The sequence below is a fragment of the Leptospira saintgironsiae genome (assembly GCF_002811765.1).
GTDB lineage: Bacteria > Spirochaetota > Leptospiria > Leptospirales > Leptospiraceae > Leptospira_B > Leptospira_B saintgironsiae.
This window is the reverse complement of record NZ_NPDR01000001.1, coordinates 667,101-693,339: the sequence shown is the minus strand read 5'-3', so window position 1 is coordinate 693,339 and position 26,239 is coordinate 667,101. Positions and strand designations below refer to the sequence as shown.

At 38.7% G+C, this 26,239-nt stretch carries 29 protein-coding genes; 17 read left to right on the top strand and 12 right to left on the bottom strand.

The genetic code is table 11. The features are described 5' to 3' along the window. The first annotated feature begins 22 nt into the window (after positions 1-22). Positions 23-964, top strand: coding sequence for a cation diffusion facilitator family transporter (locus CH362_RS03185; RefSeq protein WP_100708881.1), 942 nt, complete (start codon positions 23-25; stop codon positions 962-964). Here the strand turns inward: CH362_RS03185 and CH362_RS03180 are convergent, their stop codons facing one another. Then, entirely contained in the window at positions 965-2,926 is a 1,962-nt protein-coding gene (locus CH362_RS03180; protein ID WP_100708880.1) for a methyl-accepting chemotaxis protein, read from the bottom strand. It lies immediately after the preceding gene. Positions 2,927-3,225: 299 nt separating this feature from the next. Between CH362_RS03180 and CH362_RS19225 the strand changes: the two genes are divergently transcribed. The 6 genes from CH362_RS19225 (at position 3,226) to CH362_RS03155 (ending at position 6,871) form a co-directional block, all read left to right on the top strand. After that, a complete protein-coding gene (locus CH362_RS19225) occupies positions 3,226-3,375 on the top strand; it encodes a hypothetical protein (RefSeq protein ID WP_008594055.1) in 150 nt (49 codons plus the stop codon). Between the two features lie 113 nt (positions 3,376-3,488). Then, entirely contained in the window at positions 3,489-3,866 is a 378-nt protein-coding gene (gene queD / locus CH362_RS03175; RefSeq protein ID WP_086447840.1) for a 6-carboxytetrahydropterin synthase QueD, read from the top strand. Positions 3,867-3,869: 3 nt separating this feature from the next. Continuing rightward, the gene (gene queC, locus CH362_RS03170; protein WP_100708879.1) at positions 3,870-4,577 is read left to right on the top strand and encodes a 7-cyano-7-deazaguanine synthase QueC; all 708 of its coding nucleotides are present in this window, start codon (positions 3,870-3,872) and stop codon (positions 4,575-4,577) included. A 65-nt stretch (positions 4,578-4,642) separates the two neighbouring features. Then, positions 4,643-4,924: an NAD(P) transhydrogenase subunit alpha part 2 gene (locus tag CH362_RS03165; RefSeq protein WP_008594681.1), complete on the top strand. Its 282-nt coding sequence runs from the start codon at positions 4,643-4,645 to the stop codon at positions 4,922-4,924. A gap of 7 nt (positions 4,925-4,931) precedes the next feature. Next, on the top strand, positions 4,932-6,341 hold the full coding sequence (locus CH362_RS03160) for an NAD(P)(+) transhydrogenase (Re/Si-specific) subunit beta (protein WP_100708878.1): 1,410 nt from the start codon (positions 4,932-4,934) through the stop codon (positions 6,339-6,341). A 104-nt stretch (positions 6,342-6,445) separates the two neighbouring features. After that, positions 6,446-6,871, top strand: a complete 426-nt coding sequence (locus CH362_RS03155) for a YbaN family protein (protein ID WP_100708877.1) — start codon at positions 6,446-6,448, stop codon at positions 6,869-6,871. A 7-nt stretch (positions 6,872-6,878) separates the two neighbouring features. On the opposite strand, the gene CH362_RS03150 is transcribed toward CH362_RS03155, so the two are convergent. The 3 genes from CH362_RS03150 to CH362_RS03140 form a co-directional block, all read right to left on the bottom strand. Beyond that, the gene (locus CH362_RS03150) at positions 6,879-7,976 is read right to left on the bottom strand and encodes a tetratricopeptide repeat protein (RefSeq protein WP_100708876.1); all 1,098 of its coding nucleotides are present in this window, start codon (positions 7,974-7,976) and stop codon (positions 6,879-6,881) included. Continuing rightward, positions 7,973-8,377 (bottom strand): LIC10301 family lipoprotein, encoded by a 405-nt coding sequence (locus CH362_RS03145; protein ID WP_244280460.1) that lies wholly within the window; start codon positions 8,375-8,377, stop codon positions 7,973-7,975. Before CH362_RS03145 ends, CH362_RS03150 begins: the two co-directional genes overlap by 4 nt. A gap of 98 nt (positions 8,378-8,475) precedes the next feature. Then, positions 8,476-8,766 (bottom strand): STAS domain-containing protein, encoded by a 291-nt coding sequence (locus CH362_RS03140; RefSeq protein WP_036089317.1) that lies wholly within the window; start codon positions 8,764-8,766, stop codon positions 8,476-8,478. Between the two features lie 109 nt (positions 8,767-8,875). On the opposite strand from CH362_RS03140, the gene flgB reads away from it, so the two are divergent. The 5 genes from flgB to CH362_RS03115 all read left to right on the top strand — a co-directional run bounded on the left by flgB (position 8,876) and on the right by CH362_RS03115 (position 11,813). Then, complete coding sequence (flgB, locus tag CH362_RS03135; RefSeq protein WP_100708873.1) at positions 8,876-9,307, top strand: flagellar basal body rod protein FlgB; 432 nt, start codon at positions 8,876-8,878, stop codon at positions 9,305-9,307. Between the two features lie 37 nt (positions 9,308-9,344). Then, on the top strand, positions 9,345-9,806 hold the full coding sequence (gene flgC / locus CH362_RS03130) for a flagellar basal body rod protein FlgC (protein WP_008594730.1): 462 nt from the start codon (positions 9,345-9,347) through the stop codon (positions 9,804-9,806). Positions 9,807-9,818: 12 nt separating this feature from the next. Next, positions 9,819-10,199 carry a flagellar hook-basal body complex protein FliE gene (fliE, locus tag CH362_RS03125; RefSeq protein WP_100708872.1) on the top strand — a complete coding sequence of 127 codons (381 nt, stop codon included), beginning with the start codon at positions 9,819-9,821 and terminating at the stop codon, positions 10,197-10,199. Between the two features lie 55 nt (positions 10,200-10,254). Beyond that, on the top strand, positions 10,255-11,334 hold the full coding sequence (locus CH362_RS03120; protein WP_100708871.1) for a helix-turn-helix domain-containing protein: 1,080 nt from the start codon (positions 10,255-10,257) through the stop codon (positions 11,332-11,334). Positions 11,335-11,396: 62 nt separating this feature from the next. Further along, positions 11,397-11,813, top strand: coding sequence for a DUF4345 domain-containing protein (locus tag CH362_RS03115; protein ID WP_208859520.1), 417 nt, complete (start codon positions 11,397-11,399; stop codon positions 11,811-11,813). Positions 11,814-11,886: 73 nt separating this feature from the next. On the opposite strand, the gene CH362_RS03110 is transcribed toward CH362_RS03115, so the two are convergent. Next, positions 11,887-13,560, bottom strand: coding sequence for a P83/100 family protein (locus CH362_RS03110; RefSeq protein ID WP_100708869.1), 1,674 nt, complete (start codon positions 13,558-13,560; stop codon positions 11,887-11,889). A gap of 158 nt (positions 13,561-13,718) precedes the next feature. Between CH362_RS03110 and serC the strand changes: the two genes are divergently transcribed. From serC to CH362_RS03090, 4 genes are all read left to right on the top strand, one after another. Next, positions 13,719-14,810 (top strand): 3-phosphoserine/phosphohydroxythreonine transaminase, encoded by a 1,092-nt coding sequence (serC, locus tag CH362_RS03105; RefSeq protein ID WP_100708868.1) that lies wholly within the window; start codon positions 13,719-13,721, stop codon positions 14,808-14,810. 18 nt (positions 14,811-14,828) lie between these two features. After that, positions 14,829-15,404 (top strand): hypothetical protein, encoded by a 576-nt coding sequence (locus tag CH362_RS03100; RefSeq protein WP_100708867.1) that lies wholly within the window; start codon positions 14,829-14,831, stop codon positions 15,402-15,404. A 79-nt stretch (positions 15,405-15,483) separates the two neighbouring features. Next, positions 15,484-15,918: a ribose 5-phosphate isomerase B gene (gene rpiB / locus CH362_RS03095; protein WP_100708866.1), complete on the top strand. Its 435-nt coding sequence runs from the start codon at positions 15,484-15,486 to the stop codon at positions 15,916-15,918. 22 nt (positions 15,919-15,940) lie between these two features. Then, a complete protein-coding gene (locus tag CH362_RS03090) occupies positions 15,941-17,821 on the top strand; it encodes a hypothetical protein (protein WP_100708865.1) in 1,881 nt (626 codons plus the stop codon). Here CH362_RS03090 and CH362_RS03085 read toward each other — a convergent pair. The 5 genes from CH362_RS03085 to CH362_RS03065 are packed head-to-tail and all read right to left on the bottom strand — an operon-like array spanning position 17,783 to position 22,121. Then, the gene (locus tag CH362_RS03085; RefSeq protein WP_100708864.1) at positions 17,783-18,199 is read right to left on the bottom strand and encodes a hypothetical protein; all 417 of its coding nucleotides are present in this window, start codon (positions 18,197-18,199) and stop codon (positions 17,783-17,785) included. The genes CH362_RS03090 and CH362_RS03085 overlap by 39 nt on opposite strands. After that, positions 18,196-18,399: a hypothetical protein gene (locus CH362_RS03080; RefSeq protein ID WP_036089237.1), complete on the bottom strand. Its 204-nt coding sequence runs from the start codon at positions 18,397-18,399 to the stop codon at positions 18,196-18,198. The genes CH362_RS03085 and CH362_RS03080 overlap by 4 nt, the downstream gene beginning before the upstream one ends. Then, positions 18,399-18,992: a tetratricopeptide repeat protein gene (locus CH362_RS03075; RefSeq protein WP_100708863.1), complete on the bottom strand. Its 594-nt coding sequence runs from the start codon at positions 18,990-18,992 to the stop codon at positions 18,399-18,401. Before CH362_RS03075 ends, CH362_RS03080 begins: the two co-directional genes overlap by 1 nt. A 31-nt stretch (positions 18,993-19,023) precedes the next feature. After that, positions 19,024-21,261 (bottom strand): hypothetical protein, encoded by a 2,238-nt coding sequence (locus CH362_RS03070; protein WP_100708862.1) that lies wholly within the window; start codon positions 21,259-21,261, stop codon positions 19,024-19,026. Continuing rightward, positions 21,258-22,121: a hypothetical protein gene (locus CH362_RS03065; protein WP_244280459.1), complete on the bottom strand. Its 864-nt coding sequence runs from the start codon at positions 22,119-22,121 to the stop codon at positions 21,258-21,260. The genes CH362_RS03070 and CH362_RS03065 overlap by 4 nt, the downstream gene beginning before the upstream one ends. A gap of 212 nt (positions 22,122-22,333) precedes the next feature. Here CH362_RS03065 and CH362_RS03060 point away from each other — a divergent pair, with 212 nt between their 5' ends. Further along, positions 22,334-23,299 carry an alkaline phosphatase family protein gene (locus tag CH362_RS03060; RefSeq protein ID WP_100708860.1) on the top strand — a complete coding sequence of 322 codons (966 nt, stop codon included), beginning with the start codon at positions 22,334-22,336 and terminating at the stop codon, positions 23,297-23,299. 6 nt (positions 23,300-23,305) lie between these two features. Here CH362_RS03060 and CH362_RS03055 read toward each other — a convergent pair whose 3' ends face one another. Together CH362_RS03055 and CH362_RS03050 are read right to left on the bottom strand one after the other, a co-directional pair. Beyond that, the gene (locus tag CH362_RS03055; protein WP_100708859.1) at positions 23,306-24,457 is read right to left on the bottom strand and encodes a tetratricopeptide repeat protein; all 1,152 of its coding nucleotides are present in this window, start codon (positions 24,455-24,457) and stop codon (positions 23,306-23,308) included. Then, a complete protein-coding gene (locus CH362_RS03050; RefSeq protein ID WP_100708858.1) occupies positions 24,454-26,109 on the bottom strand; it encodes a tetratricopeptide repeat protein in 1,656 nt (551 codons plus the stop codon). Before CH362_RS03050 ends, CH362_RS03055 begins: the two co-directional genes overlap by 4 nt. Positions 26,110-26,239 lie beyond the last annotated feature (130 nt).

The window sequence follows — 26,239 nt, the reverse complement described above, 5'->3', positions numbered from 1 at the left end:
ACATGTTCTTTATTTTAGATCCATGCACGGGCACCATCATCATTCTCACGATGATCATCATGGACACTCTCATTCACATTCGGGTGATCCTCATTCTAGTTCTATGCCCGAAAACTCTCGAGCATTCTTATTTGCATTTCTATTAAACTTTGGATTTGCAGGGATAGAATTTGTAGGCGGATATTTTTTCGATAGCTTAGCAATTCTTTCTGATTCTCTACATGATCTGGGAGATAGTGGTTTCTTAGCTCTTGCTTGGATCTTCCAAAAGATCGCAGCAAAACCAAGGACCCAAACATTTACATTCGGTTACAGAAGACTCAGTCTTTCTGCTGCATTAGTAAATTCTTTTGTTCTATTTTTAGGATCCTTCGGGATCTTATTCTTTGCTATTACCAAATTGAATGAACCAGGTTCCCCTAATGGCTGGGGAATGTTAGGACTTTCTATTTTAGGTGTGATCGTAAACGGAGCAGCATTATTCAAATTAAAGAATAGTTCAGGTCTAAATGCAAAAACTGCATTCCTTCATCTTCTAGAAGATGTATTGGGATGGGTTGCAGTATTCTTCGGCAGTATTGCCTTGATCGTATTCGGATGGTCTTGGGTGGATCCTGTATTATCTATCGTTATCTCTCTTTGGGTTGGGATCCAATCCTTCCGCAATTTAAGAAAGATACTTCTTTTACATCTTCAGTCTTCTCCCGAAGGTATCGATACAAAAGAATTAGAAAATCGGATCTTAAAATTGAAAGGGGTTCGTTCAGTTCATGATCTTCATCTTTGGTCCATGGATGGAGATTATCATGTACTAACTCTTCATGTGGGTGTTCAGGAAACTTCTATAACCCAAGCTCAGAGATTAAAGGAGAAGATCCGCAATATCACTAAAGAGTTTCATATCCCTCATGCAACTGTGGAAGTAGAACCAGCAGGCGCAGAATGTCCTTATCAAGAATGCTGATCAATGAATCCTAAATGAATCGACTAAGTCCCTAAGCCTATTTGTTTGCGAATTCATTTCGGAAGCCCGAGCTTTCAAAGTTTTTGCCGACCCGTTCGACTCCTCGACTGACTCATTGATCCGATATACTTTGGATGCTATTTCTTGCAATGCGCTCTTTTGTTCGTTTGTACTCGCGTTGATCAACATCGATCTTTCTTTTATCGCAATTATAGATTCTTCCAATTTATCCTTAATTTTCAATTCCTCTGGAAGAAGAAGAATCATTTCATTCAATCCTGAAAAAATAGAATCGACCCCGGAGGTGATCACCCTCCACGAATTTACAGAAGTATCTACTGCAACCTTGCCTGCCTTAGCCTCTTCCGAATTATTCGCCACTATTTTCCGTATTTCTAATATACTTTGAGAAGTCTGATCGGCTAATTTCGTTATTTCGGAAGCAACCACGGCAAACCCTCTCCCAGCTTCTCCGGCCCTTGCAGATTCTATGGATGCGTTAAGCGCAAGCAATTCCACTTTTTCTGCAATTTCATTTATAATATCCACAATTTTTCCAATTTTGTCCGAACTGTTGGAAATACCCTCGATCGTCTTTACAAGGAAACTTAGATCCGATTCACTTTCGTTTGCGACTTGTTTCATACTTTCCGTTGCGTTTTTAACAATTTGAATCCCGTTCGAGATTTTTTCGATGAGGATCGATAGCTCACCGGCTTTCTCAGTTAGAAGAGATAAACTTTCGATCTCTTGTTTAACCGTGCCAGTTACGAATTCCGAAGAGGAAGCGATTTCTTCTGTAGTAGCGCTCAATTCTTGTATCGAGGAAAAATTATCGGTAGAAGTTTTTTCTAAAGAATCGGAAACGGACATATTTAAATCTGCTATCTCCCTTAATCCTTCCGTAACTTTGATTACATCAGTTAAGACCAATTTAATTCTTTCGACGAAGGTATTAAAACTTACCGCTATTTCTCCGAATTCCGCGCCGGCATTCTCATCCAATCGTTGAGTTAGATCCCCTTTTCCTACAGCGATACCTTCCATCCTTTTTACGACTTTCCTGATCTGGGAAGATACTTTGAATAAAGTAATCGCTAGTCCAATAGCAGGGATTGAAAGCAAAACGAAAATGAAGGCAAGTATGGAATAATTGCGGACCTTTAAACCGCTTATTCGTTTTACTAAACCTGCCTGTAGAGAGCTGGAAGCTGCCTTGTATAGTTCTTCCGTGTTTAAAGAATTTTTATACAATTCTTCAGATAAAAGTCGCCTATAATCATTTGAATCGATTACATTTGATATCAGCTCGTTTAAGTTCTCCAATCCAATCTTAAAATTCGAATAAGGAACTTGAAGGCGTTCTTTATACTCCGGACTGGATTCAAGTATCACCGAAAGCCCTCTATCCATGCCAGAAATAGTCTCAGTTAAGACTCCGGATTTAGCGACAAGACGGACTTGGAAACTTTCGAATTTAGTGCCCCGTTCCTGATTCAGTCGCTCGATCTCTTCCAGCAATTTATAAAGCATAGGGATCCGTATGAGTACGATGTCCATTAAGTAGTACGTATCCAAATCCGGATCTAATATAAGATTCGAGATATCACCGATATGATTATTCAATTTTAAAAGATTGGAGATTTGTTTTTCCGACAATTCGGAAGTTCCATTATCGGGGAATTCTTTTCTGGATGATTCCCAAGAAGACGCTATCCCCTCTTTCAGTTCCGAATTCTTGTAATCGTGATCAAAAGTTGCAATCCTATCGGACCAATCGGTTTTTTGATCCTTCCAAAGACGCATTACGCTTCTTAATAAATGAACGCCTGATAATTCCTTTTCCGCGAACCCGATCCGGATGTTTTGCTCTGAAACTAAAAAATAAATTATGAATGGGTAAGGGAGGGAAAGAAATGCGGATAAAAATAAAAGCCTTTGCCAGATTTTCCAATTTTTCATCTTTCCCCGCTGCGAATATTTTTTAACTCTTTGGATTGATTATGACGAGGCAAAAGATCTAAATTAACGATTCCTATGTTTGAAAATTATCAATACTTACGATATTCAACTTTTGGTTGAAGAAATCTATCCCTTATCGGCTCCTTACAAACGTAAACTTTCCCCTCCCCGATCGGAAGCATCTAGGACATAATTGTATTTCATTTTGACCTGATAAGCTGGAACTCATTTTAATTCGGCAATTTTAGAACAAACCTTCTATACTTGACAGTGGGGAAACAGCCCGGATTTTGGTTGGTATGAACCAAAAAACAGCTAAACTTCTCAAAAAATACGCGGAAGCAAAAGGTATTAACGAGAAACAAATCAAACGTGAGTGGCTGGTATTAAACGAATTTCAGAAGGACCAGAAAAAACAGGAAATCCTGAAAGAACTGGTTAAAAAGTAATCCGCTACTGAACCTTCTTAAGACCGACTTCGTAGTCGGTCTGCGTGTTTCCGGATCGGTACTCCGAAACCGGACTTTCATTTTTCAGAATCAACCATTCGTCCAACATCTAAATGGAAGAAATAGAACTTACCAAAGAATTTCGTTTCGATGCCGCTCACTTCTTACCGAACGTTCCGGAAGGTCATAAGTGTAGAAGGATGCATGGCCACAGCTTTCGATTCAAATTACATCTGAAAGGTAAGGTGGACGAAAAAACTGGTTGGTTAATGGACTTCGCAGAAGTCAGCAAGGTTGTTAAACCTTTACTTGAAAACTATTTAGATCATTATCTTCTAAACGAAATAGAAGGTTTAGAAAATCCAACCAGCGAGAATATCAGCATCTGGTTGTGGAAAAAACTAAAACCTCAACTTTCTCTTTTATACAAGATCACTTTAAACGAAACCTGTACTAGTGCATGTGTTTATAACGGACCTTCTGAGAAATAAAAGATGAGTTCTTCTTCCAAGTCGAACAGTGTTCGAACGAAATCTCAATCTAAAAATCCGAAGGCTATTGTTCTTTTCTCAGGCGGATTAGATTCTACCACTTGTTTGTACCAAGCAATCCAAGATGGTTATTCTCCTATTGCTCTTTCCTTCGATTATAATCAAAAACATAAACAAGAACTCAAATCTGCCAAAAAGATCACAAAACTTTTGGAAGTACCACATCTGATCCAAAAATTGAATCCTGATTTTTTCCAAGGTTCATCTCTTACTGAAAAGAAGATCAAGGTGCCTAAAAATTCTTTGGGGCATTCAAAGATCCCAAACACTTATGTTCCTGGAAGGAATATTTTGTTTTTATCTTTCGGAGTTTCTTTGGCGGAAGGTATCGGAGCCCAAAGACTCTATATTGGAGTGAATGCTTTGGATTATTCTGGTTATCCAGATTGTAGACCTGAATTTATAAAAGCCTATTCTGATGCGATCCGTATAGGGACCAAAACAGGATCAGAAGGTCATCCACTTGAGATCTGCACACCTTTGCAATTCTTAGATAAAAAAGAGATCGTGTTATTGGGCTCTAAATTAGGTGTTCCGTTTTCAATGACTCATTCTTGCTATGATCCCGTCGGAGGCAAACCCTGCGGAAAATGCGACTCCTGCTTGCTTCGAAAAAAGGGTTTTCAGGAAGCAGGCATCCCGGAAAAGTGAACGAACAGATTTTAAGGCATCGGTTTTGAGGAATTTTCTCCCGCCGCCGTCCATAGGAAGCTAATATGGAACAGTTCGTAAGCTACCTGACGATATTTTTAATCGCAGTGTTCGTAGGAATCGAGGTCATCAACCGTATTCCCCCTTTATTACATACCCCTCTTATGTCAGGCTCTAATGCCATTTCGGGGATCACAGTCATCGGAGCGATATTAACTCTTCATACTACAAATCATTGGATTATTCAAGTATTAGGATTTATCGCAATCGTTGCAGCAACCGTCAACGTGATCGGAGGGTTCGTAGTAACTCACCGCATGTTGGGAATGTTCAAGAAAAAGGATTAATGTATAAATGGAAAAAGCGTATATCAACCTCATTTATCTAGTTTCAAGTATCCTTTTTATCATTGGATTAAAGTTACTTTCTCATCCTAAAACTGCAGTAAAGGGAAACTTTACTGGAGCATTTGGTATGTTCCTAGCAGTTGTAGGAGTATTCTTCGAATACGGAACTATCAACCAAAGCGATATCATTATTATCGGTGCGGCACTCTTAGTAGGAACTGCAATCGGAACTTTTATCGCTCTTAAAGTAGAAATGACTGGAATGCCTCAGTTAGTGGCACTTCTGAACGGACTTGGAGGACTTGCTTCCTTCTTAGTTGGTGGAAACTCTTTGATGGAGATCCTACAACCCGGTCATGATACTGCACAACTTGCAGATCTTCAGTTCACAATCTCTACTGCAGCAACCGGAATTATCGGAGCTGTGACTCTTACAGGAAGTTTGATCGCTTTCGGAAAACTACAAGGTTTGATTTCTGAAAAAGCGGTTCGTTACTTCGGAGACCAGATCGTAAAAGTTTTATTCTTAATTGGTTCACTTTATTTAGGTTATTTAAATGTAATCGAGCCTACTAAGATTGAGTGGTACTGGTACATCGTACTTGTAGCTTCTATCCTTGGAGTTCTGTTAGTAATTCCAATCGGTGGAGCGGATATGCCGGTGGTAATCGCTCTTCTTAACTCTTATTCAGGACTTGCAGCTTCTGCAACTGGATTCGTTTTAGGAAACAATGTTCTTATCATCTCCGGATCTCTTGTAGGAGCTTCCGGTATCCTTCTCACTCAGATAATGTGTAAGGCGATGAACCGTTCTCTTCCAAACGTTCTTTTCGGAGGACTTGGAGCAGCTCCTTCTTCCGCGGATTCTGGAGATATCTATACAGGAAAAACAAAAGCAACTTCTGCAGAAGAAGTGGCAATGTTACTGGATATGGCACAAAGAGTGGTTATCGTTCCTGGTTACGGAATGGCAGTTGCTCAAGCTCAGCACGCAGTTCGTGAACTTTACAACCAACTTACTGATAAAGGTATCGAAGTTGAATTCGCGATCCACCCGGTTGCTGGAAGGATGCCTGGTCATATGAACGTTCTATTAGCAGAAGCTGATATTCCTTACGACAAAATGAAAGAAATGGATGAGATCAATCCTACTTTCAACACTGTAGACGTAGTAATCATCAACGGTGCGAACGACGTGGTAAACCCTCTGGCAAAAACAGATCCAGGTTCTCCTATCGCAGGAATGCCGATCTTAGATGTGGATAAAGCAAAAACCATCATCGTGATCAAACGTTCTTTGAGCCCAGGATTTGCAGGAGTTCCTAACCCGCTATTCATCCAAGAAAACTGCCTCATGTATTTCCAAGATGGTAAAAAAGCCACCCAAGAAATCGTGACTGCACTCAAGGATACCTGATAAGAATTTTCCGAAAAACAACGGAAATGATTCTTGCAAAAGGGAGGCTTTAAGCCTCCCTTTTTTATTGTAGTAAGTCCCAGAACTTAGGCAAGAGGCACCCATTGGCAGAACAAAAGGATTATAGCCACGAAGTAAAACTTCATAAATATGGATTCGTTCGTTATTTATTAATCATAATAGGAACTATATCCTTGATTCTGGGAATTATCGGTATCTTCACCCCGGTTCTGCCCACCACTCCATTCTTACTTTTAACCGCGGCTTGTTATGCAAGGGCTTCTCAAAAGTTCTATAACTGGCTGATGAATAATAAATATTTCGGAAGTTTTATCAGAGACTGGAGAATCCATAAGGCAATCCCTCTTAAAGCAAAGATCATCTCTGTTTCTACAATAGTGATTACTATGACTATCAGTGCAATTTTTGCACCGATCATTTATGTAAGAATTGGAATGGCAATAATTGGTATATGCGTAATCTTTTATATTCTTCGCTTTCCTACTAAAAAGGAAGAAGTAACGGAATAATTAATTATTAATAAGGAGAACGAGAAGGAAGCATATGATACACTTTTGGATCGTTCTCTCTCAGAAGTTCCGCAGTATCCAAAGCTTCTTGGATCTTTAATTTTTTTTCAGGCTCTTCTAACATCCAAGAAGCTACAAAAGATTCTAGTCTTCTATAATCTTTGATATACACTAAAGACCTGAGATAATTTACTCTATCTTCTTCTGATAGTATTTTAGATCCTGAAATTATAGAATACACATTTGCAGAAGCTCTGTAATTCGAAGTATGAAAGTATGCATGAGCTAAAAATCTTTTTTCGTTAAATGGAAGATCAGGAAATTGATTATAAAGTTTGATCGCTTTACGGAAATTCTTATCTATATCCATTGCAAGTCTTGCGTAGATATAAGCAAATTCTCTGTGAACAAAACCTTCTTTTGCAAATTCCTTACACTGAGCCAAAGCATCCGCTTTATTTCCTAAAAGAAAATTCACTTTTAGTAAGATCAGTTTTAAGTTCCTGTAATTAGGTTTGAGTTCTATACCCTTCTCCGCTTCTGCTTTTGCTTTTAGATATTGCCCTGTTTCAAAATAAGCCAGAGCCATATTCAATCTGTAAAAAGGATTATAATTCGCAAGTTCCACTGCTTTCTGGAAGTATTGAACAGAAGATTCCCATTTACTTCTTCTTACAAAAATCATTCCAAGAAGATAATAAGATGGATCGTGACTTGGGTTAATCTCCACAGCTTTCAAAAGTGCTTTTTTGGATTGCGGATATCTTCCTATCACGTACAAATATGCGCCGTTAAGATAATGATATTCTAAACAATCCGGATCTAACTTTTTCAAACGTTCTATATTCGCTTGGGCACGAGCTAAAGCATTCGATCTTAATAGATTGATTGTTTCCGTATTTAAAGCTAAGATCAGGTATTTTCTTCTAGAAACTTCGCTTTGGTCTGTGGGCTGAGGAGGAAGTGGCAATTCCCCTTCAGGAGAAGGGGCAAGTATGGATTGGTTTTCGTCGGAAGTTTCGGTTTCCTTAGATCCTAGGCCAACTCCGAATAGAAGTATAGAGCCTAGGAGGATTGCAGAAAGTTTCTTCCGACAAAAAATCATTCTGGAGCAGGGCCTAATTTTTTATAAATTTCGGTATTGTTCAGATCCGGATTGGATAACTCCAGAGTTTCTTTATTCGCTTTTTTCACAATATAACGAATATCGAATCCTAGATTCAAAAACCTAAATATAAGTTCAGGCTCTCTCGACTTGGTTTCTTTTTCATAAAACTCATATTCTATTCTGCGTTGGTTTTCAGGATCTTCCGGATTCTCGTAAATCGCAAGTCCAGGTCTGAAGATAGAAAGTTTAGGAGCCTTGCCCGGCTCTGAATTTTTACACTGTCCGTCTGCTGTACAAACGGAAGTTCTTTCCCATATACCTAAGATTCTCTCCTGTAGAGGAGGTTGGCAGCCTATGAATAAGGATAAGACTGCTATGGAAAAAAGAATTTTTTTCATGGAAGCCAAGCTATACCGCGTAGTAAGGATGTCCAGGGAATTCCCGAAGCCCTTAAGCCTAAGAGCAGGGGTATTGCGAGAAGCTGGTCTTGAGAATTTTAGATTCGTTGAAAGTATTCGTCGATCTTGAGAACTTCGAAAGTTTTCATCAAATCAGGATGTATCTCTCTAATATCGATCTCAATCCCTTCTAACTTCGCATTTTTGCAAAACCAAACCAGCGAACTGATAGAAATGGAATTCATCACAGGAATTTTGCCCAGATCCAAGACGATTTTAACCGGTTTTTTGGCAATTGCGTCCATCAACTGGTTTCGAAATGCGTAATAGTCGTTAAAAAGGGCAGTCAGCTCCGGCTTGATCTCGATAATCTCCGAATTTTCACCCATTTTCGATTTGAGTCCTTTTTTGGCCTTTTCTGAGAAATTTTCGGCCAGATTTCTTTTTTTATCTTTGGGAATTTTGAAATTCAACCGAAATTTTATATGGGAGAGCTTTATGTTCCAAAAAACACATTTCATGAAGACTCAGGACTTACTAGAGAAGGGAATGAACGCCGCCTCTATGAAAAGAAAAGTCCTCGCAGACAATATCGCAAATGCGGATGTTCCCCATTTTAAAAGAAGCGAAGTACTTTTTGAATCCATGATCAAAAGAGCATTGGAATCCGAAAAGATAGAAGCTTCTAAAGCGATCCCAACTAGGATCGAAGATGAACGTCATATTTCCTTTTTCACTCCATTAGATTATAAATCCGTAAAGCCTAAGACGAGTATAGATTATCTGACCACAGTCAGAGCAGATGGAAATAACGTGGATCCTGAGAAAGAAGTAATGGAAGCTTCCAACTCTCAAATGCAATACATGATGATGGTCGAAAGACTGAATGCGAACTTCCGTGATTTGAAGAACGTGATGAGGTTAGCTTAATCTCAATAGAGACATAGCTAAGATTTAGAGGAAGAAGATGGGACTATTTAGCGCAGTTAATATCTCCGCCACTGGACTTTCCGCTCAGAGACTCCGTATGGATGTGATCGGAAACAATATCGCGAACGCAACCACTACCAGAAATACAAATGGTGATGGCCCTTTCCGCAGGGACAGAGTGATCCTGACTCCTGTAAATCTTAGAACCAAATGGAAAAGCCCTGTTTATCCTTTTGGTCTTTCTCCTGGAGAAGGTAAAGGTGTGAAAGTAATGAAAATCGAGAAGGATATGAGTCCTTTAAGATTAACTTATGATCCTACCCACCCAGACGCGATCCAGATCGGACCTAAAAAAGGCTATGTAGAAATGCCGAACGTAAATATAGTCACCGAAATGACGGACATGATCTCTGCTTCTAGATCTTACGAGGCAAACGTCCAGATGATCAACGGATCCAAGGCAATGTTCAACAAGGCCCTAGAAATCGGAAGAGCTTAATAGGAGAGAAGAATGAACGTAGATTTTAATTCCAAACTTTGGTACAACTATAACTCGGGATATTCCGATTCTCGTTTTCCTCTTTCTCCTAAGGGAGATAAAGTTTCCGTAAAGATAGATGACCAACGTCATTACGGAGATGTCAAAGAGCCAGTTGCTCCTGACTATGTTGCCGAAAGTTTTTCAGAAGCAATGAGAAATGCATTCAACTCTGTAAACGAACTACAGGTAGAAGCTGACGAACTCACTCAAAAAATGGTATATGACCCAAACAGTGTGGACGCTCATGAAGTGATGGTAGCTTCTGAAAAAGCAAGAGTGGCACTCACATTCACTAAAACTTTAGCTGATGGAGTTGTAAGAGCTTACAGAGATCTTACTTCCATGAGATAATTTTTCTAATTCGAATTTCGATTAGACTAATCTATTCCTAAAATACAATAAGACCATGCCTGAATTATTGGGATGGTTTTCTGACGGGATGATCCTCTTCGGAGGATTTCTTTCCTTTTTGCTCGCAATCGGAGAATTTCCTTCCGACAGAAAACATAAATTCCAGGTTTTACTTTCTCTTACTCTAGTCTCTTTAGGATTTATGCAACTTTCCGGTTCTTTGGTTTTAAATCCGAATGCTGGCCAGGATCTAAACCTAAAACTTTGGAATATTCCTCTTCTCTATCTTCCACCAGCTTTTGCGTTTTTAGCTCTTCTAGCTTTTTTGGAGGAAGATTTCAGATATAAGTCTGTCCATATGCTCTTCTTCCTTCCATTCTTACTTTGTTTGGGAGTTATTTTGTTTTTCAGATTAGGAGAATATGCCGGATCTCCATCATCCGTGCAGATCCACTGGAATATTTTAGACCCGATTTCTGGAACAGGGATCCTCTACTTGGGAGCAGGAATTTTTTCTTTAAGTTTTGTTTTTCCAATCTTTAAGATACTTCCTCAAATCTCCGAACCGAAATTTAAGATCTTATTTGGGATATTTGCTCTAGATTGTTTGATCGTTTCTGTTTTCGGAATGATCGGACTCATATTCAGTCCTATCTTTCTAAAACTTGCACTTTTAACTGTAACTCTTGCTGTTTCACTTGTATATTATATCCGCAGAAAATATTTCGATTTTCCAGAAACCGTTAAATCCGATTTAGCAAAGGCAAAATATTCAAGGACCAGGTTAGAAGGTCTAAAACTTGATTCTATATTAGAAAAATTAAACTTTCTATTCGAATCAGAAAAGATCCATCGCAGAGAAGATTTGTCCTTAGCAGAACTTGCAAAAGAATTGTCTCTGACAACTCACCAATTTTCAGAACTGATCAATAATAGGATCGGAAAAGGATATTTTTCTTTGATCAACCACCATCGGATAGAAGATGCAAAACAACTTTTGTCTGAAACTGATAAAACTGTTTTAGAGATCGCAATGACAGTTGGTTTTAATAACCGTTCTTCCTTTAATGAGGCTTTTTTGAAACTTACTCAAAAAACTCCGATTTCCTATCGAAAAATGTGTAAGCCTTTATAACGCCGGACGACTGTCTTCCAGAAACAGTGTATCTTATTCTCATCCCAAACGAGAGGACAAAGATGCAAACTCACTCTATTTCAGATCAAACCGGTTCACTTATAAGTTGGATCACTAAAATTTTTCTGGCTTTAAACTTGGCGGTGTATGCCGGATTTACAATCGCCTTTCTTCTATTTCCAGTTCCATTAGCAAATGCGATAGGATATACAATACATTCGAGTGCTGCGCTCGCGGACTTCAGAGCAATGTATTCAGGCCTATGTTTTGGAGTTGGGCTTATTGTATATTATGGTTTAGTAAAGCCAGAGTTCAAAACCCAAGCAATTCTTCTTTCGGTTGCAAGCGCAGCAGGATTGTTTGTAGCAAGATTATATACTCTTTTCTTGGACGGACCAGGAAATGAATATATCTACTTAAGCATGGCTACTGAAATTGTTTCCGTATTCTTAGGCGCTTGGCTTTTAAAGAAAAATTAAGAAACACGGAGCTTCTCCAGAAATAAAAAAGGCGGGTGAAAACCCGCCTTCTCTTCTTAACAATCAGCTAATCTTAAGGTTTGATCTTCTTGATCAATTTCAGATCCGCTTTACCGAACACTGCGATTTCCGTTTTTCCGGAACCTTCTTCCTTACCGGTAACGTAAATTTTTTCACCGAAGAAAGTAACGTTTGAGTTCGGGCTGATCTCTTCTTCACTTCCAGCAGTTTTCTTTAAACCTTTGTCATAACGGCTTAAATAATATTTTCCATTTCTTTCTTCAAAGGCATAGATCTCGTCTCCTTTGACGATCATCGGAGTTCGCCAGAATACTGAATCACCGGACCAAACAGCAGGTTTTAAAGTTTCTTGATCGATCAGTATAAGTTTGTGAGCAGCAGAGTGATCAGATTCGTAACCAACTACAAGTGCTTTCCCATCTACTACTTCAAATGTGCGTCCACAAATCTTGTTAAAATCACCTTTGAAAATTGTATCATCTTTGGATGGGTCTAATGCGTGAAGTTCGTTGCTATAATGTCCATCTGAAGTATATTTCAAAGTTTTGAGAAACAGAATTTTTCCTCCGACAACGTTCTTGTCGAATTCTTCTTTTTTCTTCTGTTCTTCTTTAACTGTTTCTAATTCTTTTTTAGTTTCCTTCAGCTCTTGTTTGATTTCTTCCTTGGACTTATTGTCGTCGGACTTAGCTTCGGATTTTTTAGAATCTCCGGAAGAAGAACTTTTGGAATCAGAAGAAGATGAGGAAGATTTAGAATCAGATTTACGAGATTCTTCTTTTTTAGCGATCTCCTTCTCTTTTTCTTTTATCTGTTGTTCTTCTTTTTTGGCCTTCTGTTGTTCTTGTTGGGCCTGTTTACGTTCTTCTTGTTTTTGAGTGATCTTTTGTTTATTCTTAACAGGATCTTTATTCAGTTCCTGGATCTCTCTTTCTGCGTTCCTTTCTTTGTTGGAAGCATCTTCTTGTTTTTTTCTATTCTCTTCTTTTTTATCTTGGAGTTTACGTTTTTCTTCTTCTGCCTTCTCATTTTGAAGGTCGTTCATTCTCTTCTTATCGTCTTGACCTTCTTTCTTTTTATCCAGGTCTTTATTGACTTCTTTCTCAAGCTCATCAGTATCCAGATCTTTTCCATCATCTGAAAGAATATTGGTTACGATTGGAATAATGATCTGAGTTTTTCCAGGCCATTCCGTATAACGTCTACCGATACCGATCTTATCGTTTTGCGAGTTCTTTACAACTTCAGTATTGTATTTGCGTTTAACATAATCTGCACCCTTACGATGGATCGCATTATAATAAAGTATATAAGTTGCTAATGTATCAGAGTTTGCTTCTGAATATCCGAAGTTTGCTTTCACATATCCTGAAAGTATCCTTTGGATTGAGTTAATATGTCCGTAATCTGCATCTTTACCGATGCTGATCAAGTCCGCTCCGAACTTTTTTTCTTTCTCATCAGGAAGAATACGGAGCGCAGTGATCCCATCTGCAGAAGCTGCTGACTTAGGATCTTTTTTTAATGCTTCGGAAAGTCCAGCACCGGTTCTTGCGTTACTTCCTTTTGTCTCTTCATCTGCTCTTGCAGCAGACCTATTGACGAAGTTCACTTTTCCGGAAGAACGAACTTCCTTTTCTCCAAGTTTAGGCCCCTCTTGGGCGAAGATCGGAAAGCTAAAACTTCCGAGGAAGATTAGAAATACGGCCAGTCGAATCCGTGACATTATGGAACTCCTTTGAAAAACGAATACCCCCAAACTTGGGAGAGACGAATGGCTATCTTATGATTCTAGATAGGACTCTGCCAAGGATTTTTCGATTCTTCTAGAATGTAGGAACAGTAAGAAGTTGCCTCCCAAGACCTGGTTTTTACCCTAACCTCATGAGCAAATTTGAGCGCCGAATCTACAATTTTTGCGCAGGTCCTGCGATGTTACCTACTCCAGTCATGGAGAAGGCAGCCTCCGAGTTTCTGAACTACCGCGGATCCGGTATGTCCATTATGGAAGATAGTCATAGGGGAAAACTTTTTGAAGAAGTCCTGGATACTTCCCTTTCCTTGCTCAGAGAATTATTATCTGTTCCGGAAAATTACGAAATTATGTTTCTTTCCGGAGGAGCTAGCCTCCACTTCTCCGCCCTACCCTTAAATCTTCTGAAAGATGGAGAGTCTGCTGACTTTGCTGTCACAGGTATCTGGGCTAAGAAAGCAATGGAAGAAGCACTTAGATTCAATCCTGTCAAAAAAATTTATGACGGAGAAGATCATAAGTATACAGAGTCTCCTGAACTAAATGACTCCATGGTAAATCCTGGAGCGGCATATATATATATTACTTCTAATAATACTTTATTAGGAACTCGTTATGTAACCATTCCGACTATCACTAAGGCTCCTCTAATCGCGGACATGACTTCTGAAATTCTTTCTAGAAAGATAGATGTAAGTAAGTTCGGTGCAATTTTTGCGGGAGCACAGAAAAATATCGGACCTTCCGGTTTAAGCGTTCTGATCATTCGTAAAGATCTACTTGGACGTTCCAGTAGAACTGTTCCTATACTGATGGATTATGCACTTACTGCAAAAAATAAATCCATGTATAATACTCCTCCTACATATTCTATCTATATGGCCAAACTTGTATTCGAATGGTTAAAGGATCTGGGTGGAGTAGAGAAGATCGAAAAGATCAATGAGGAAAAAGCCAAAATTCTTTATGATTATTTGGAAACCACTTCCTTCTATAATGCTCCGGTAAAACCGAATTCAAGATCCGTAATGAACGTTGTCTTCACTTTACACGACAAAAATTTAGAATCTAAGTTTTTAGCAGGCGCAGAAGAAAAAGGACTTCATGGTCTAGAGGGTCACAGACTAGTCGGTGGCCTAAGAGCTTCTATCTATAATTCTATGCCTAAAGAAGGTGTAATTTCCTTAGTAGAATATATGAAGGAATTCGAGAAGAAGGCCTAAATCTTCTGGAAGAATAGAATGAAACACTTTCTTCTGATCTTAACTTTTCTATGTGCGGGTATCGTTCAGATATCCGCTTCTCCTTTATTTTTCCCTACAAAACTGAAGATAGGACATTGCTTATCTCAAGGCAGTACCTCTAAAGAATTGAAGGAATTTTATACTTCTAAACTTTCTCCGGAAGAAAGAACCAAGATCGCTGAAAATCTTGCCTTACAAGAAGCCAAATCTGCCTACCAAAGTTTAGAATGTATTCGTATGGCCGGGCTAACTAAAGAAGAACAAGTGACCTTACTCGCAGACCATTCTCATCATAGAGAAACTAAAGAGCTTATGTTTTCTTATTACGAAAACTTTTTGCTCTCAGACGAGAAGACTATTCGCCTATCCGCCTTCGAAGAGAAAAATCTGCGCAACTTTTTAGAAGCCAAAAAAGAACTTTTAGCAAGATTACACCAGGCAGAGTTTCAATCCTTATCTGAGAAACTTCTACCCTTATCCACTTTCCAAAACACCTATATTGCCCTCTTCTTCCAACATTGGGAATTCTACCAGACTGCTCCCGATTTCTTGAAAGAAGGACTCTTCGATTAAGAAACTTTTCCTTATTTTCCGATCCTTGCTGTAAATTGCTTGAATCGGAGAATTCACGTAGGTACGGTACCTTTAGAACATGAAAAAAATTGGCATCGCTTCCGATCACGGTGGATTCGAACTCAAAGAATTCCTTCGCAAAGAATTAGCGGACTCGATTGAGATCCTGGACTTAGGCGTTAACGACGAAACCTCTGTGGATTATCCTATAGTAATCGCAGACGCCTGCAAAAAAGTACTCTCTAAAGAAGTGGATGGTTTGATCGCACTTTGTGGCACAGGCATCGGGGCTTCTATCGCAGCAAACCGTCATAAGGGAATCAGAGCTGCTCTTTGCCATGACGAGTTCACTGCGGAAATGTCTCGTCGTCATAACAATGCAAACGTATTGGTATTAGGCGGAAGAGTTTTAGGCAAAGAACTTGCTACCCGCATCGCTCAGAAATGGCTGAATACTTCTTTCGAAGCAGGACGTCATGAAAGAAGAGTGGGTCAGTTAGACACCATCGTATAAAAACGGAACACCCCTTTTAAGAATGCGAAACAAGATCCTTTATCCGGTCTATCTCTTAGGTTTGGTCGGTCTTGTTTCCTTTTTCTCCGGCTCTATTTCAGCCGAATCCAATTCATTCTCCCTAAGTGCATTTGTTCTTAAATATGTTCGTTTGGGAAGCACCGAAAATGGGGCTTCCAAATTAGAATTAAGCCCTCGCGATCGCAAAGAAGGTTCAGATCTTTTTTTAGATTTTGAAGAGAAAGAAGCCGCGGACCTGGACGATAAGGCTGGCGGTTACAGAATATTAACTTCTTCTTATCTTCCTGATGCGGCAAAAGCACATTCCGGAAAAAGATCAGCAGGTTTTGTGGGGAAAAGATCCGGGATCAAAATTTCTGGAAAAACAAAAGGAATTCTCACGAGTCCAGATATTAAAGAAGAATTTTATATCTCCTTCTTCTTATTACCTGGAAACCTAGACAAGGAAGCAATCTTACTTTCCAAAGACTTATACACCAGAGGGAAAAAATTCGGTTGGGATCTTAGAATTAAAGATGAAATTCCAATATTAGAATTTCGTAATTTTTTCCAAAAATCGGACAAAACACATCTATCTCTAAAACTCGCAGGAAATTATAGACTTTCTAGATCAGATTGGAATCATTTTATAATTCACTTCAAACCGGCTCAAAGAGAGATCGTATTATATATCAATGGAAAAGAAACAGACAGAGCTTCTGTTTCTTCCAAAGAACCAATCATTCGAATTGGTTTTCATCCTGAAGACAGCACTCCATTTAAAATTGGAGAAAGTTTTTACGGTTGGTTAGATGACTTTCTGGTCTCCAAAGGAAGTCCAGATCCGGAAGTTTTATCCACTCAGTATGATGGACAAAAATACGATCCGGCTTCCTTTACGGCAGATGCAAAATTTGGAACTGCCATTTCTCCTGTTTATAAAACTAAATTTTCCAATTCTATCCCTGAAGCAGTATTATTAAAAGCGAATGTTCCTAAATCCTCGGTATTAGAATTATACTTCAGATCTTCTCCTAAAATTTTCTCCAAAACGGAAGAATATCCTGCTTGGAGATCAATCGATCTAAGAAAGATAGAAGAAGAATTCAAAGAAGATGATCCATATAGAGAAACTGAAGAAGAAAGTTCTCCTAAGGGAAAATCTTCCAGCTATCGTATTCCATTGGATAAAGCCTGGGGAAACAAACTCCCTTATTTCAAATATTACCAAGTAAAGGTAAAATTTAAGACTGATTCTGGATCAAAATCTAGTCCTGAATTAGAAGCATTAACATTTTCTTATAGAGAAACAGTTCCTCCGGTCAGACCAGCCGGTTTAAAAATAGTAAACTTCGATGATTATGATTCCGAAGCTGGAGGTCCAAAAGTTTGTTTAAGCTGGACCCAAAACCCAGAAAGGAATGTGCAGCAAAAAGGTGGCTATGTAATCCATTATGGAGTCGGCCCAAATCGTATGGTTGGTATCTTAAAAGGTACTAGCAAAGAATTGTCGAAAGGTAAGATGCCTGTTCTGACCACTAAAGGTAAGACCAAACATCCAATGAGCGAGTATTTGGATCCGATCTTGGGTGATGATTCCACTTGTCCTAAGCGTAACGATATGAGTGGTCCAAAACTTTGTCAGTGTATCGACAATAGACTCATTTCTTTGAACGCAGAAAAACCGGAAGAAAATGATGATGAGGACGAAAGTCCAAAAACCAAAAAGAAAAAAAAGAAACCTCGTAAGGACCCTTACGACAAAAAACTTTTATTCTTCCAAAAGGGACTAACGTATTATTTCAAAGTTGCAGCTTATAACGCAGTTTACGATCCGGAAAATGGACCGGATCAACTCAGTCCTTTAAGCGACCCCGTCGAGGTCTATTTCCTGAGCGAGTAAGATCTTTACTAGATTCTGCTCTTTCCATTTAGGATTCGTACATAAAATCCCATCTAAATCAGCCAAAGAAGCTGTAGCAATCTCCAGCCATTCTTTCCATTCTAAGCTCTTAGAAGAAGAAAGTCGTATCGCAAGTGAGATCTCTTCCTTTCTAATAGGAAGAAAATCCAAGAATAAATTTTTACATTGGTTCCAGATGATCTCTCTTGTTAAGGGATCAGATTCTTTTTCAAGGACAGCATCCAAACTTGGAAGGGCCAAAACGAAAATATGATTTTTTTTGGTAAGTGATTCGATCGCGTTCGATACTGAACGACGAGAAGAGGAATTTCCAAGCACCAATTCCCTAAAACAATCCGAAGAGACTAATAATTTCAAACTTTCGCTTCCGGATAAATTTTAGATAATTCTCTCAAAGCTTCTAATCTTTGGTAGGAATCTGATTTAAAAACTTCGTTCCTAAAACAGGAGCGAAGTAACTCAGAAGCGGAGAGGTCTCTTTTCTCCGCCTCAGTCCTTAATAATTCGAATTCTTCCTCGGTGAGGAGCATCTGAAATCTTCTTTCGACACGGGCCATTACTCCTCTTCTTTCAGTTCCTTTTCGTTTTTCAAGTAGGTTCCGTAATAAATTTGAGAATCTAGTATCTGTCCCAGGTTTTCGTAAATGGCGGCGATATTATAGTTTGCCTGGTTCAAACGAAAATCATGTTTAAAAGACTTCTTAAATAGCTGAATTGCCCGGTCTTCCCTGCCAGCATACCATTCTGACATTGCCCATAAAAAGGTCCATTTTCCCAAATCAGGATCTCTAGGACTTACCTTAACTAAATATCCAACATTCTCTTCGAAAAGACTCGCCGCTCGGAGGTAATTGTCTCGAATCTTTCGGACCTTCTCCATTCTAGAAAAAACGTCTTCGGAATGGCCAGGCAATTCCAAGTCAGCTCTCCAAAAAAGAGCCCGAGCCAGATACAGTTTATAGATCAACTCGCTTGGATTTTTTTTGACGTATTCTTCTAAGAAAGGAAGGCTCTCGGCTTCTTTTCCACTTTGATGAAGAAGTAGAACTTTTTGTTTTGCGGCCTTATTCCATTCTCTTCTATTTTCTTCTTGGGGATAAGAAGAAGATAAACTTACACAAAACAGAATGATATAACAGAAGGCGCGCATTTCAGATTAGATCCTATCCGACAGGAAAATATTAAATATAAGTGTATAAATTTTTTCCGTTTTCCGGATAAGGAAGTGGAGTGATCTTATATTCTTTACCTATAGAATCCAGGATCATTTTCAGTTCAGATTCTCTCTCTTCTCTGGACAGAACAAAAATTTCAGAAGGAGAAACTCCAAAACCATAATCTTCCGATCCAAGCCTAGGTTGGACCTCCTCCAGAACATCCTTTCTCCATTTGTCTATGGAAGAATAATCCAAGTCACCTGTACATTTGATCTTGTATAGATTACATCTACTTCTTTCACCATGGGTTGCCCAACGAAGAAGTAAAAATTGAATTTGGACTAAATCTCTTTTGTCCTGAATGGCATGAGAAGCCTGCTCAATCTCCAATTGTAAAAATGCATCTTCTACAGGTTCTATAGAATTTTCTACATTCTCTCTAATTTGTTCCGCCAAATCATTATTAGGTGGATCTGGGAACATCAGAAAGAATCTAAAATCCAAACCAGATCTAAAAAGTGGGAAGGAAACAATCCTCATCACCCCATCCAAATCCGCGGAGTCAAATTTTTTACGGAAAAAATGATCAGTACGTCTTTCTTCAGTAACGTCTATGATAGAAACATCTCCCACTTCTTTTCCTAGGAACTGATCTCCATATAAGAAAATCATATTCTGACGGCTATAAGGTTGTAATCCATAAGATACTACAGGAAGGTAAGCTCCTCTTCTTCTATCGTAAAAATGAATACTAAAAGATTTCAAATGAAGAGAAGAGAAAATTGTAAGATAATATTTTAATAAGGAAGATATAGGAGAATCCAAACCTTGATGGATCTCATCTAATACTTCTAGGATCTTTCTTTTTTCGCGGATAGGCTGTTTATCCAACCAGCCTCTGAATTTTTCAGAAAGAGGAAGTTCTTCATTTGGATCAGTTTTACGAATTCCCCACCAAGCTCTCGCCCAAAGGAAAAACCTGGATTTATGTTGAGGAGCAAGTCCCCTTGCTGCCTTCAGACCAATCTCGGCAAGTCCAGTTACTCTAAGCGCTTTTGCTAAAAGGCCTGAATCCTTAGGGCGATCTGAAATTTCTATCTGAGGAATTTCAGGAGAAGTAGATTTAACCTTCTCCACAAGCCTTGCGAGTTCATCAGTAAAGATAGAATCTCTCTTTTTCTGTAGAGCTTCCGGCATTTCCGCAACGGATACAGCAGAAGGAGCAGATGCCACCTCTCTTTCTATATGAATTGGCTCCTTCTTCTCTCTTAAAAATTTAGGAGTTAGAAAAGAATCTCCAGGTAGATCAAAAGGCAAAACATAGAATGTGCCGCTTGCATTCGGTTTCGTCTCTAAAACAGGAGGAACGGTTACTATTTCAGGAATATCGGCGATCTCGTGCAGTTTTGCGGCTTCCACCTGTTTAAAATTACTTTCTTCTATCCTTTGAGAAAGAGTTTGGATTAGTTTGGATACATCTGCTTTTGCATAAGAAGAAGAGGACTTATTCTTTCTGACTAAAAGAATGCATGTATCCAGTAGGAATAATAACCCAAAAAATACAGGGAATAATATTAAGAAAATATTACGTTCATAAGGAACTAAGAGCAAGATCCCTTGGATAAATCCAATCTTATCTTCCGGATAGAATGCGTAATAGGCTCTGTATAATTTATCTCCTAAGCGTATCTCTCTAAAGTCGGTTCCTCCGTCCTTCATGGACTTCAAAACTTCTTCTGAAATTTTTCGCGGATCTGTCTTGTCCCCTTTTTCTTCCCAGTCCTGGAAAGTCCCAAGTCTTGGTTCAGGAACGAAATATTCTATTTTATCGTCCAGGGAAATTTTGAATTTTTCCTTATCCAGCACCGCAAGTACAGCGATTGACTTTGAATATAATGGAACAAATAATACAGGCTCATTCTCTAAAGAAAGAAAACGACTAGTCTTTCCTTCCCAAGCTTGGGATAATAGATATCTTTCTTTATCTCCTGAAAATTCCAGGTTAGGAGTGTTTTTTAGATTTGAGTCCCAAGATAAAAAGGTTCTTACAGGAAGGAATAGATTATTAGTATCTAATTCTTCCGGATCTGATTCTCTGATTTTTTTTTCTAACTCTAAGATCTCTTTATTAAAAGAAGAGAATACTGATTCCAATCTAGACTTATAAAAAATCCCGGAAGGAAAGTATGGTTCCAAAAGAAGTACTGAAACGGAAAATATAAAAGAAAGAGCGAGTATAAGTCTGAATTTAAAGCCGATCATTTTGTCTTTTCCCTAAATTGTCCGAGTAAACGAATCAACTCGGTTTTTACTTGGATCACTTCTTCTCTTTCAGAAAAACGATTCTCCATTCTTATTGTGAATAAAATCCTAGAAGCGAGTATCCCGCAAACCAAAGAGATTAAAGAAATTCCGAAAGCACTTAAGATCAATAATAACTCTTCTGCTCTTGTCTTTCTAGGTTGTGATAGAAAAATTTCTAGATCATCTGCAATTGTTTTTTCCCAAATAGGGCGAACTAGAAAGTTTTGGGATTTGGAATTTTTATCCAGCAATGCATGTATCATTGCCTTTGATTCTTCAGAATTAGAAACTTCAGCATCAGGAAGTAATGTACTATCCGGATTCAAATTTGTTTCTAAAAGTTCGGAATCTTCTTCCTTCTTCTTATAAACCCAATACAAGATCCCTTCTGAAAAGTCTCGAGGCAAAAATGATTTTTTGGAACCGCTTGCTTCTTGTACAATTCGATCTCCATCTTCTTTCAAGATTTGAAGATATAGATCTCCGGAAGAATTTCTGTATAATAAAAACCCATCCGTATCTTCTACCCAACTGGATCTGGGCACCTGCATTCCGAGTAATCTGAGTCCTTTATGAAATCCAGGACCTTTTGGATCTGAGGAATACATTGTTCTATAATTATAATCATAAATACGGATTTGTTTTAATTTGATAGAAGAGCTGAAAAGTTTTCCTAAAGCTTCCGCGTCCTTGTCTGTTTCAAGTTTAGGAACTTCTCTCATCAGATATTCAAATCTATAACCCAGGTCATAGTATTTGTTCTGAAATCTTTCTAGGATTAAGTCTAGAAAAGATTCCTTTTTCAGTTTAGGGTACAAACTAAGAATTTGAATAGGAGAGAAGAAAACCGAATCCTTCCAAGCCCCCGGAAAAAAAGGGATGGAAATCAATACGATACATAGCAGTATCAGAGTTAGAATTCGAGATCTTTTGCTATGTTTGCGCGGGTTCACCTTTCTAGTATCGGCGATTCCATCATAAAGAATCAGTCTAATTCAATAGGATAATCGATACTTCTCGAGCCAATAAAATGATATTTTATGTGTTTATAGACGGAATAGGCTTTGGGGAAAACAATCCTGATAAAAATCCATTCTCCAAGTATTCAAAGGGTATTTTTTTACCCTTAGGCGGTAAATCAATCCCGGCAGATTCTCCTTCCCGCCTCCAAGAACTTATTTATCTCAAAACGGACGCAAGTATGGGAATCAAAGGACTTCCCCAAAGCGCAACTGGACAGACTTCTCTTTGGACTGGTATCAACGCTTGTCAGGTACTGAACCGGCACATGAGTGGATTTCCTACATTCACTTTAAAACGTATCATCGCTAAATATTCTATCATTCGGATTTTAGAAGAGAACGGATTTAAAGCAGATCTATTGAACTGTTATACTCCAGGATTTGCAGAACATATAAAAAAACATCCTAGACATGTTTCCGCTTCTACTCTCATCCAAATGGCTGCAGACAAACCTTTAAAAGATATGGATGATCTTAGAGATGGCAAAGGTCTCTATATGGACATCAGCCGTGATTTTCTCAGAAAGTTCGGAAAAGATTTTATAGATAAAGATGATCCAGTTTTAGAGATCCAAGACCCTTACAAAACAGGAAATGAGATCATTCCTGCAATGAAGGATCATACGTTATGTATCTATGAATACTTTATCACGGATAAAGTAGGTCATAAGATGAATTGGAAAGGCGCCGAGAAATGTATCTCTGACTTGGAGGACTTTTTACTCGGAGTTTTGGATGCAATGGATCCGGAACAAGACCAGCTCATTGTAACATCTGATCATGGAAATCTAGAAGATCTGAGTGTGGATGTACATACTGTAAATCCAGTGCCAACTATTCTGTATGGTAAATATACAGATCAAATGAAAGACAAGATCCACGCTTTGAAAGATATTCCACATGCAATCTACGATTGTTTGGGAGTACAAATCCAAATGTCTGAACAAGAATTTATTCAGACATCTTCTAATTGAAATTTCTTAATATTTCCAGTCGTCGTCTTGGCGATCGTCATCACTTGGTTTTGCTTTTCCGCCGCCTTCTCCGTCCTTGTATCTAAGATCGTCTTCGACCTGATCCAAGGCTTCCTTCTTCCAAGCAGCAGATTTTTTACCAACAGGGGTATCAGGATTTCTATCAGCAGATTCTTGGAAAACCGCAGCGGCCTTCTCATACTTTCCACCTCTGAAATAGATAGTTCCTTTTCTGAACATAGCAGCCTGATCCATAGTTCCATCTGAGTTCTCTAACATTTTGTTCAGATATTGGATTGCTTGTTCTGATTTTCCTAAAGCATCGTAACTTTCTGCGATATAATACCAGGCTTGTTCTCTAGCTCTTTCGCTAACGCCTATGTCCAATGCCTTTTTCAAGGTTTCGATAGCAGAGTAATATTCTTTGCGTACGTATAATTCTCTTCCTTTCTCCAAGAGTCCTGAACGGAATTCTTTATCTACAGCAATCTTATCGGGATCAAAGTAAGCATCTGACTGAACGTAATCTTCATACACATCGTATGCGGACCAATCTTTGCCCATTCTACGCAAAGATTTTCCCCATCTTACTCTAGCTTTTACGTTTTCAGGATCTTCTTGTAGGGCCAATACGTAGTTCTTTCTAGACTGATCATAATTACCTTTTTTCATGTAATAGTCAGCAATTGCAGATAATGCGTTAGATCTTAGTTTATTGTCTCCGGAAGTTCTGAGAACTTCTTCCAAATGACCTTTACCTTCTTCGTCTCTGTTTAATAAAAGAAGAAGGTTCCCAAGGCCATAAGCAACCCTAGCTTTTTCCTCACGGGCTAAACCTTCTTTTTGGTTTAACTCTCTGAAGATACCAAGTGCCCTCATTTTATCTCCGGTTTTATCCAGAGCGGTCGCTAGATCATATTGGATCCGGAAAGAAAGATCCGAACCCACATCTTTAGAGGATAATTCTGCAAAAATATCCAGAGCCTTTTCGGAGGATTTAGGATTGGAATGTTTTAAGAATTCCTCTCCTTCCCTAACTTTTTCAATGATCCCTTTATTTGTGGAATCAGTGTCTTGGATCACCGCAGTGTAAATCCCCGTCAGAAGACCTGCGCATACGAATAAAAATCCTGTGACTAAAATAATGGAACGGTTCATCTTCTTCCTCCGCCGATCCGGGCCAGACATTGTTTGGTCCAGAACTCGGTTCGTTCCGGATTATAGTTCTTTGTTTCTTTTTGTACGAAGAACTTTAGAGCTTTGTTATATTCGCCCTTTTTATAAAAAGACATCCCAAGGAAAAACTTGGCCTTTCCTCTTATATCGATATCGTTTGAACTAGCATAAGCAGCCAACTGTTTTACTGCTTCTCCGTATTCGTTTTTCCAATACGTTGATTTTAATACGCGGTCTATTTCTTCATCGCTAGGCTCTTCTTGCTCAACGATTAAAGGTTGTTTCTCGTTATTTTGGACATTTTGGTTGTTCTGCTGATTATCCTGAGGACTGTTATCTTCTTCTTTTGGCTCTTCTTTCTTAGGCTTATCGTTATTATTATCTGCGGTTTGTGTATTATTATCAGTAGCACCTGGGCCGCCAATTGCCACATAAGACTGATCTTGAGTCAGAGTGAAATCTTCTAGATCTCCTCGTTTGACCGTAATACCAAAATACATTGTCCCAGAGTATGGCTTCATCTTAACCATAACGTTTGTATCAGGATGAGAAACTTCTCCCAATTTTCTAACATTACCGCCTAAGAAAGTAGAAACTCCACCAGACAATGGTTTGCCTGCTTGGTAAATTGCATAAACAGTATTTTCATCTGCGCGATCAGGAGCTTTCCAATCTAAACGTACTCCTCCATCAACGATGCTCGCCTTTAAATCCTTAACATGCATTTCATCGTACGCAAATTGAGGATTAGTAACTACATCATCTTCTTTAGGAGGTTTTCTTTTATCCTGATCATAAACATAAAACTGACGAATGAAAGATTGGTTCTGAACCAAAGGTAAAACTTCTTTCAGACCTTGTTTTACTGAAACACCATAATAAAGAGTTTGAGACTTGGTCAGATCCTGATCCAAGAAAGTATTTTCTGGATGAGAAACTTCTGCTAACTTCTCCGCTTTTCTCATCAATGTCATACTAGACATTGGCTCTGCAGATTTATAAATAGTATAGATGGTCTCACCTTGGATCCCTTTCGGATAAGGCTCCCAAGAAACACGCAAGAACTGACCTTCTCTTTTTACAGAAATATCAGTCACTCTCGCATTATCAGAAAGATACTTCTGCTCTTCAGGCGGAGGTTGATTTGTATTTGTAGAAGGAGGATAATTATTCTGAGTATTGGATGGAGGATAATTTGTTTGAGGCGGCGGATTGTTTTCTATCACAATCGGGATCGTAGTATAATTACGATTCGCTACTAATCTTGCATCCTTCTTCCTTACATGATTTGCTAATACAACTGCGTAATAATAAGTTCCAGGTTTAAGATTATAATCGTAGATCTGATTCACGCCGTTAGCTACACCGCTCGGAAATTTTCCTAAAGAATCAGAGATATAACATTTTTCAGGATTATCTATGATAGAAGAAGATCGAGCTACGATGATCTCTCCTGTCTCTCTAGGAGCTTCCCAAGAGATACGAACGGATCGGCCATCTTTAAGGACTTCTACATTGATAGAATTTGCGACACTTGCGTTATCATTGTCCAGACGAAAGGTATCCTGGGCATAGATAGAATTTCCCAATGCCATTAGGAAGAATATAGATAGGATCCTGAGTCGAATTTTCATCTGGAAATAAGGTTCCGAATTAGATTATCGGTTGCTACAATGCAAATTTTTACTTCGGTTTTTAGCAGAATGTGGGGAAAATAATATAAAATGCACAAGATACGGAAACTTATCCTTTCAGTTTGATCTT

Bases quoted from the DNA above. Each gene is read 5' to 3' on its own strand.
- CH362_RS03185 (WP_100708881.1), top strand. From the start codon at position 23: ATGCACGGGCACCATCATCATTCTCACGATGATCATCATGGACACTCT.
- CH362_RS03180 (WP_100708880.1), bottom strand. From the start codon at position 2,926: ATGAAAAATTGGAAAATCTGGCAAAGGCTTTTATTTTTATCCGCATTT.
- CH362_RS19225 (WP_008594055.1), top strand. From the start codon at position 3,226: ATGAACCAAAAAACAGCTAAACTTCTCAAAAAATACGCGGAAGCAAAA.
- queD (WP_086447840.1), top strand. From the start codon at position 3,489: ATGGAAGAAATAGAACTTACCAAAGAATTTCGTTTCGATGCCGCTCAC.
- queC (WP_100708879.1), top strand. From the start codon at position 3,870: ATGAGTTCTTCTTCCAAGTCGAACAGTGTTCGAACGAAATCTCAATCT.
- CH362_RS03165 (WP_008594681.1), top strand. From the start codon at position 4,643: ATGGAACAGTTCGTAAGCTACCTGACGATATTTTTAATCGCAGTGTTC.
- CH362_RS03160 (WP_100708878.1), top strand. From the start codon at position 4,932: ATGGAAAAAGCGTATATCAACCTCATTTATCTAGTTTCAAGTATCCTT.
- CH362_RS03150 (WP_100708876.1), bottom strand. From the start codon at position 7,976: ATGATTTTTTGTCGGAAGAAACTTTCTGCAATCCTCCTAGGCTCTATA.
- CH362_RS03145 (WP_244280460.1), bottom strand. From the start codon at position 8,377: ATGAAAAAAATTCTTTTTTCCATAGCAGTCTTATCCTTATTCATAGGC.
- CH362_RS03140 (WP_036089317.1), bottom strand. From the start codon at position 8,766: ATGGGTGAAAATTCGGAGATTATCGAGATCAAGCCGGAGCTGACTGCC.
- flgB (WP_100708873.1), top strand. From the start codon at position 8,876: ATGTTCCAAAAAACACATTTCATGAAGACTCAGGACTTACTAGAGAAG.
- flgC (WP_008594730.1), top strand. From the start codon at position 9,345: ATGGGACTATTTAGCGCAGTTAATATCTCCGCCACTGGACTTTCCGCT.
- fliE (WP_100708872.1), top strand. From the start codon at position 9,819: ATGAACGTAGATTTTAATTCCAAACTTTGGTACAACTATAACTCGGGA.
- CH362_RS03120 (WP_100708871.1), top strand. From the start codon at position 10,255: ATGCCTGAATTATTGGGATGGTTTTCTGACGGGATGATCCTCTTCGGA.
- CH362_RS03115 (WP_208859520.1), top strand. From the start codon at position 11,397: ATGCAAACTCACTCTATTTCAGATCAAACCGGTTCACTTATAAGTTGG.
- CH362_RS03110 (WP_100708869.1), bottom strand. From the start codon at position 13,560: ATGTCACGGATTCGACTGGCCGTATTTCTAATCTTCCTCGGAAGTTTT.
- serC (WP_100708868.1), top strand. From the start codon at position 13,719: ATGAGCAAATTTGAGCGCCGAATCTACAATTTTTGCGCAGGTCCTGCG.
- CH362_RS03100 (WP_100708867.1), top strand. From the start codon at position 14,829: ATGAAACACTTTCTTCTGATCTTAACTTTTCTATGTGCGGGTATCGTT.
- rpiB (WP_100708866.1), top strand. From the start codon at position 15,484: ATGAAAAAAATTGGCATCGCTTCCGATCACGGTGGATTCGAACTCAAA.
- CH362_RS03090 (WP_100708865.1), top strand. From the start codon at position 15,941: ATGCGAAACAAGATCCTTTATCCGGTCTATCTCTTAGGTTTGGTCGGT.
- CH362_RS03080 (WP_036089237.1), bottom strand. From the start codon at position 18,399: ATGGCCCGTGTCGAAAGAAGATTTCAGATGCTCCTCACCGAGGAAGAA.
- CH362_RS03075 (WP_100708863.1), bottom strand. From the start codon at position 18,992: ATGCGCGCCTTCTGTTATATCATTCTGTTTTGTGTAAGTTTATCTTCT.
- CH362_RS03070 (WP_100708862.1), bottom strand. From the start codon at position 21,261: ATGATCGGCTTTAAATTCAGACTTATACTCGCTCTTTCTTTTATATTT.
- CH362_RS03060 (WP_100708860.1), top strand. From the start codon at position 22,334: ATGATATTTTATGTGTTTATAGACGGAATAGGCTTTGGGGAAAACAAT.
- CH362_RS03055 (WP_100708859.1), bottom strand. From the start codon at position 24,457: ATGAACCGTTCCATTATTTTAGTCACAGGATTTTTATTCGTATGCGCA.
- CH362_RS03050 (WP_100708858.1), bottom strand. From the start codon at position 26,109: ATGAAAATTCGACTCAGGATCCTATCTATATTCTTCCTAATGGCATTG.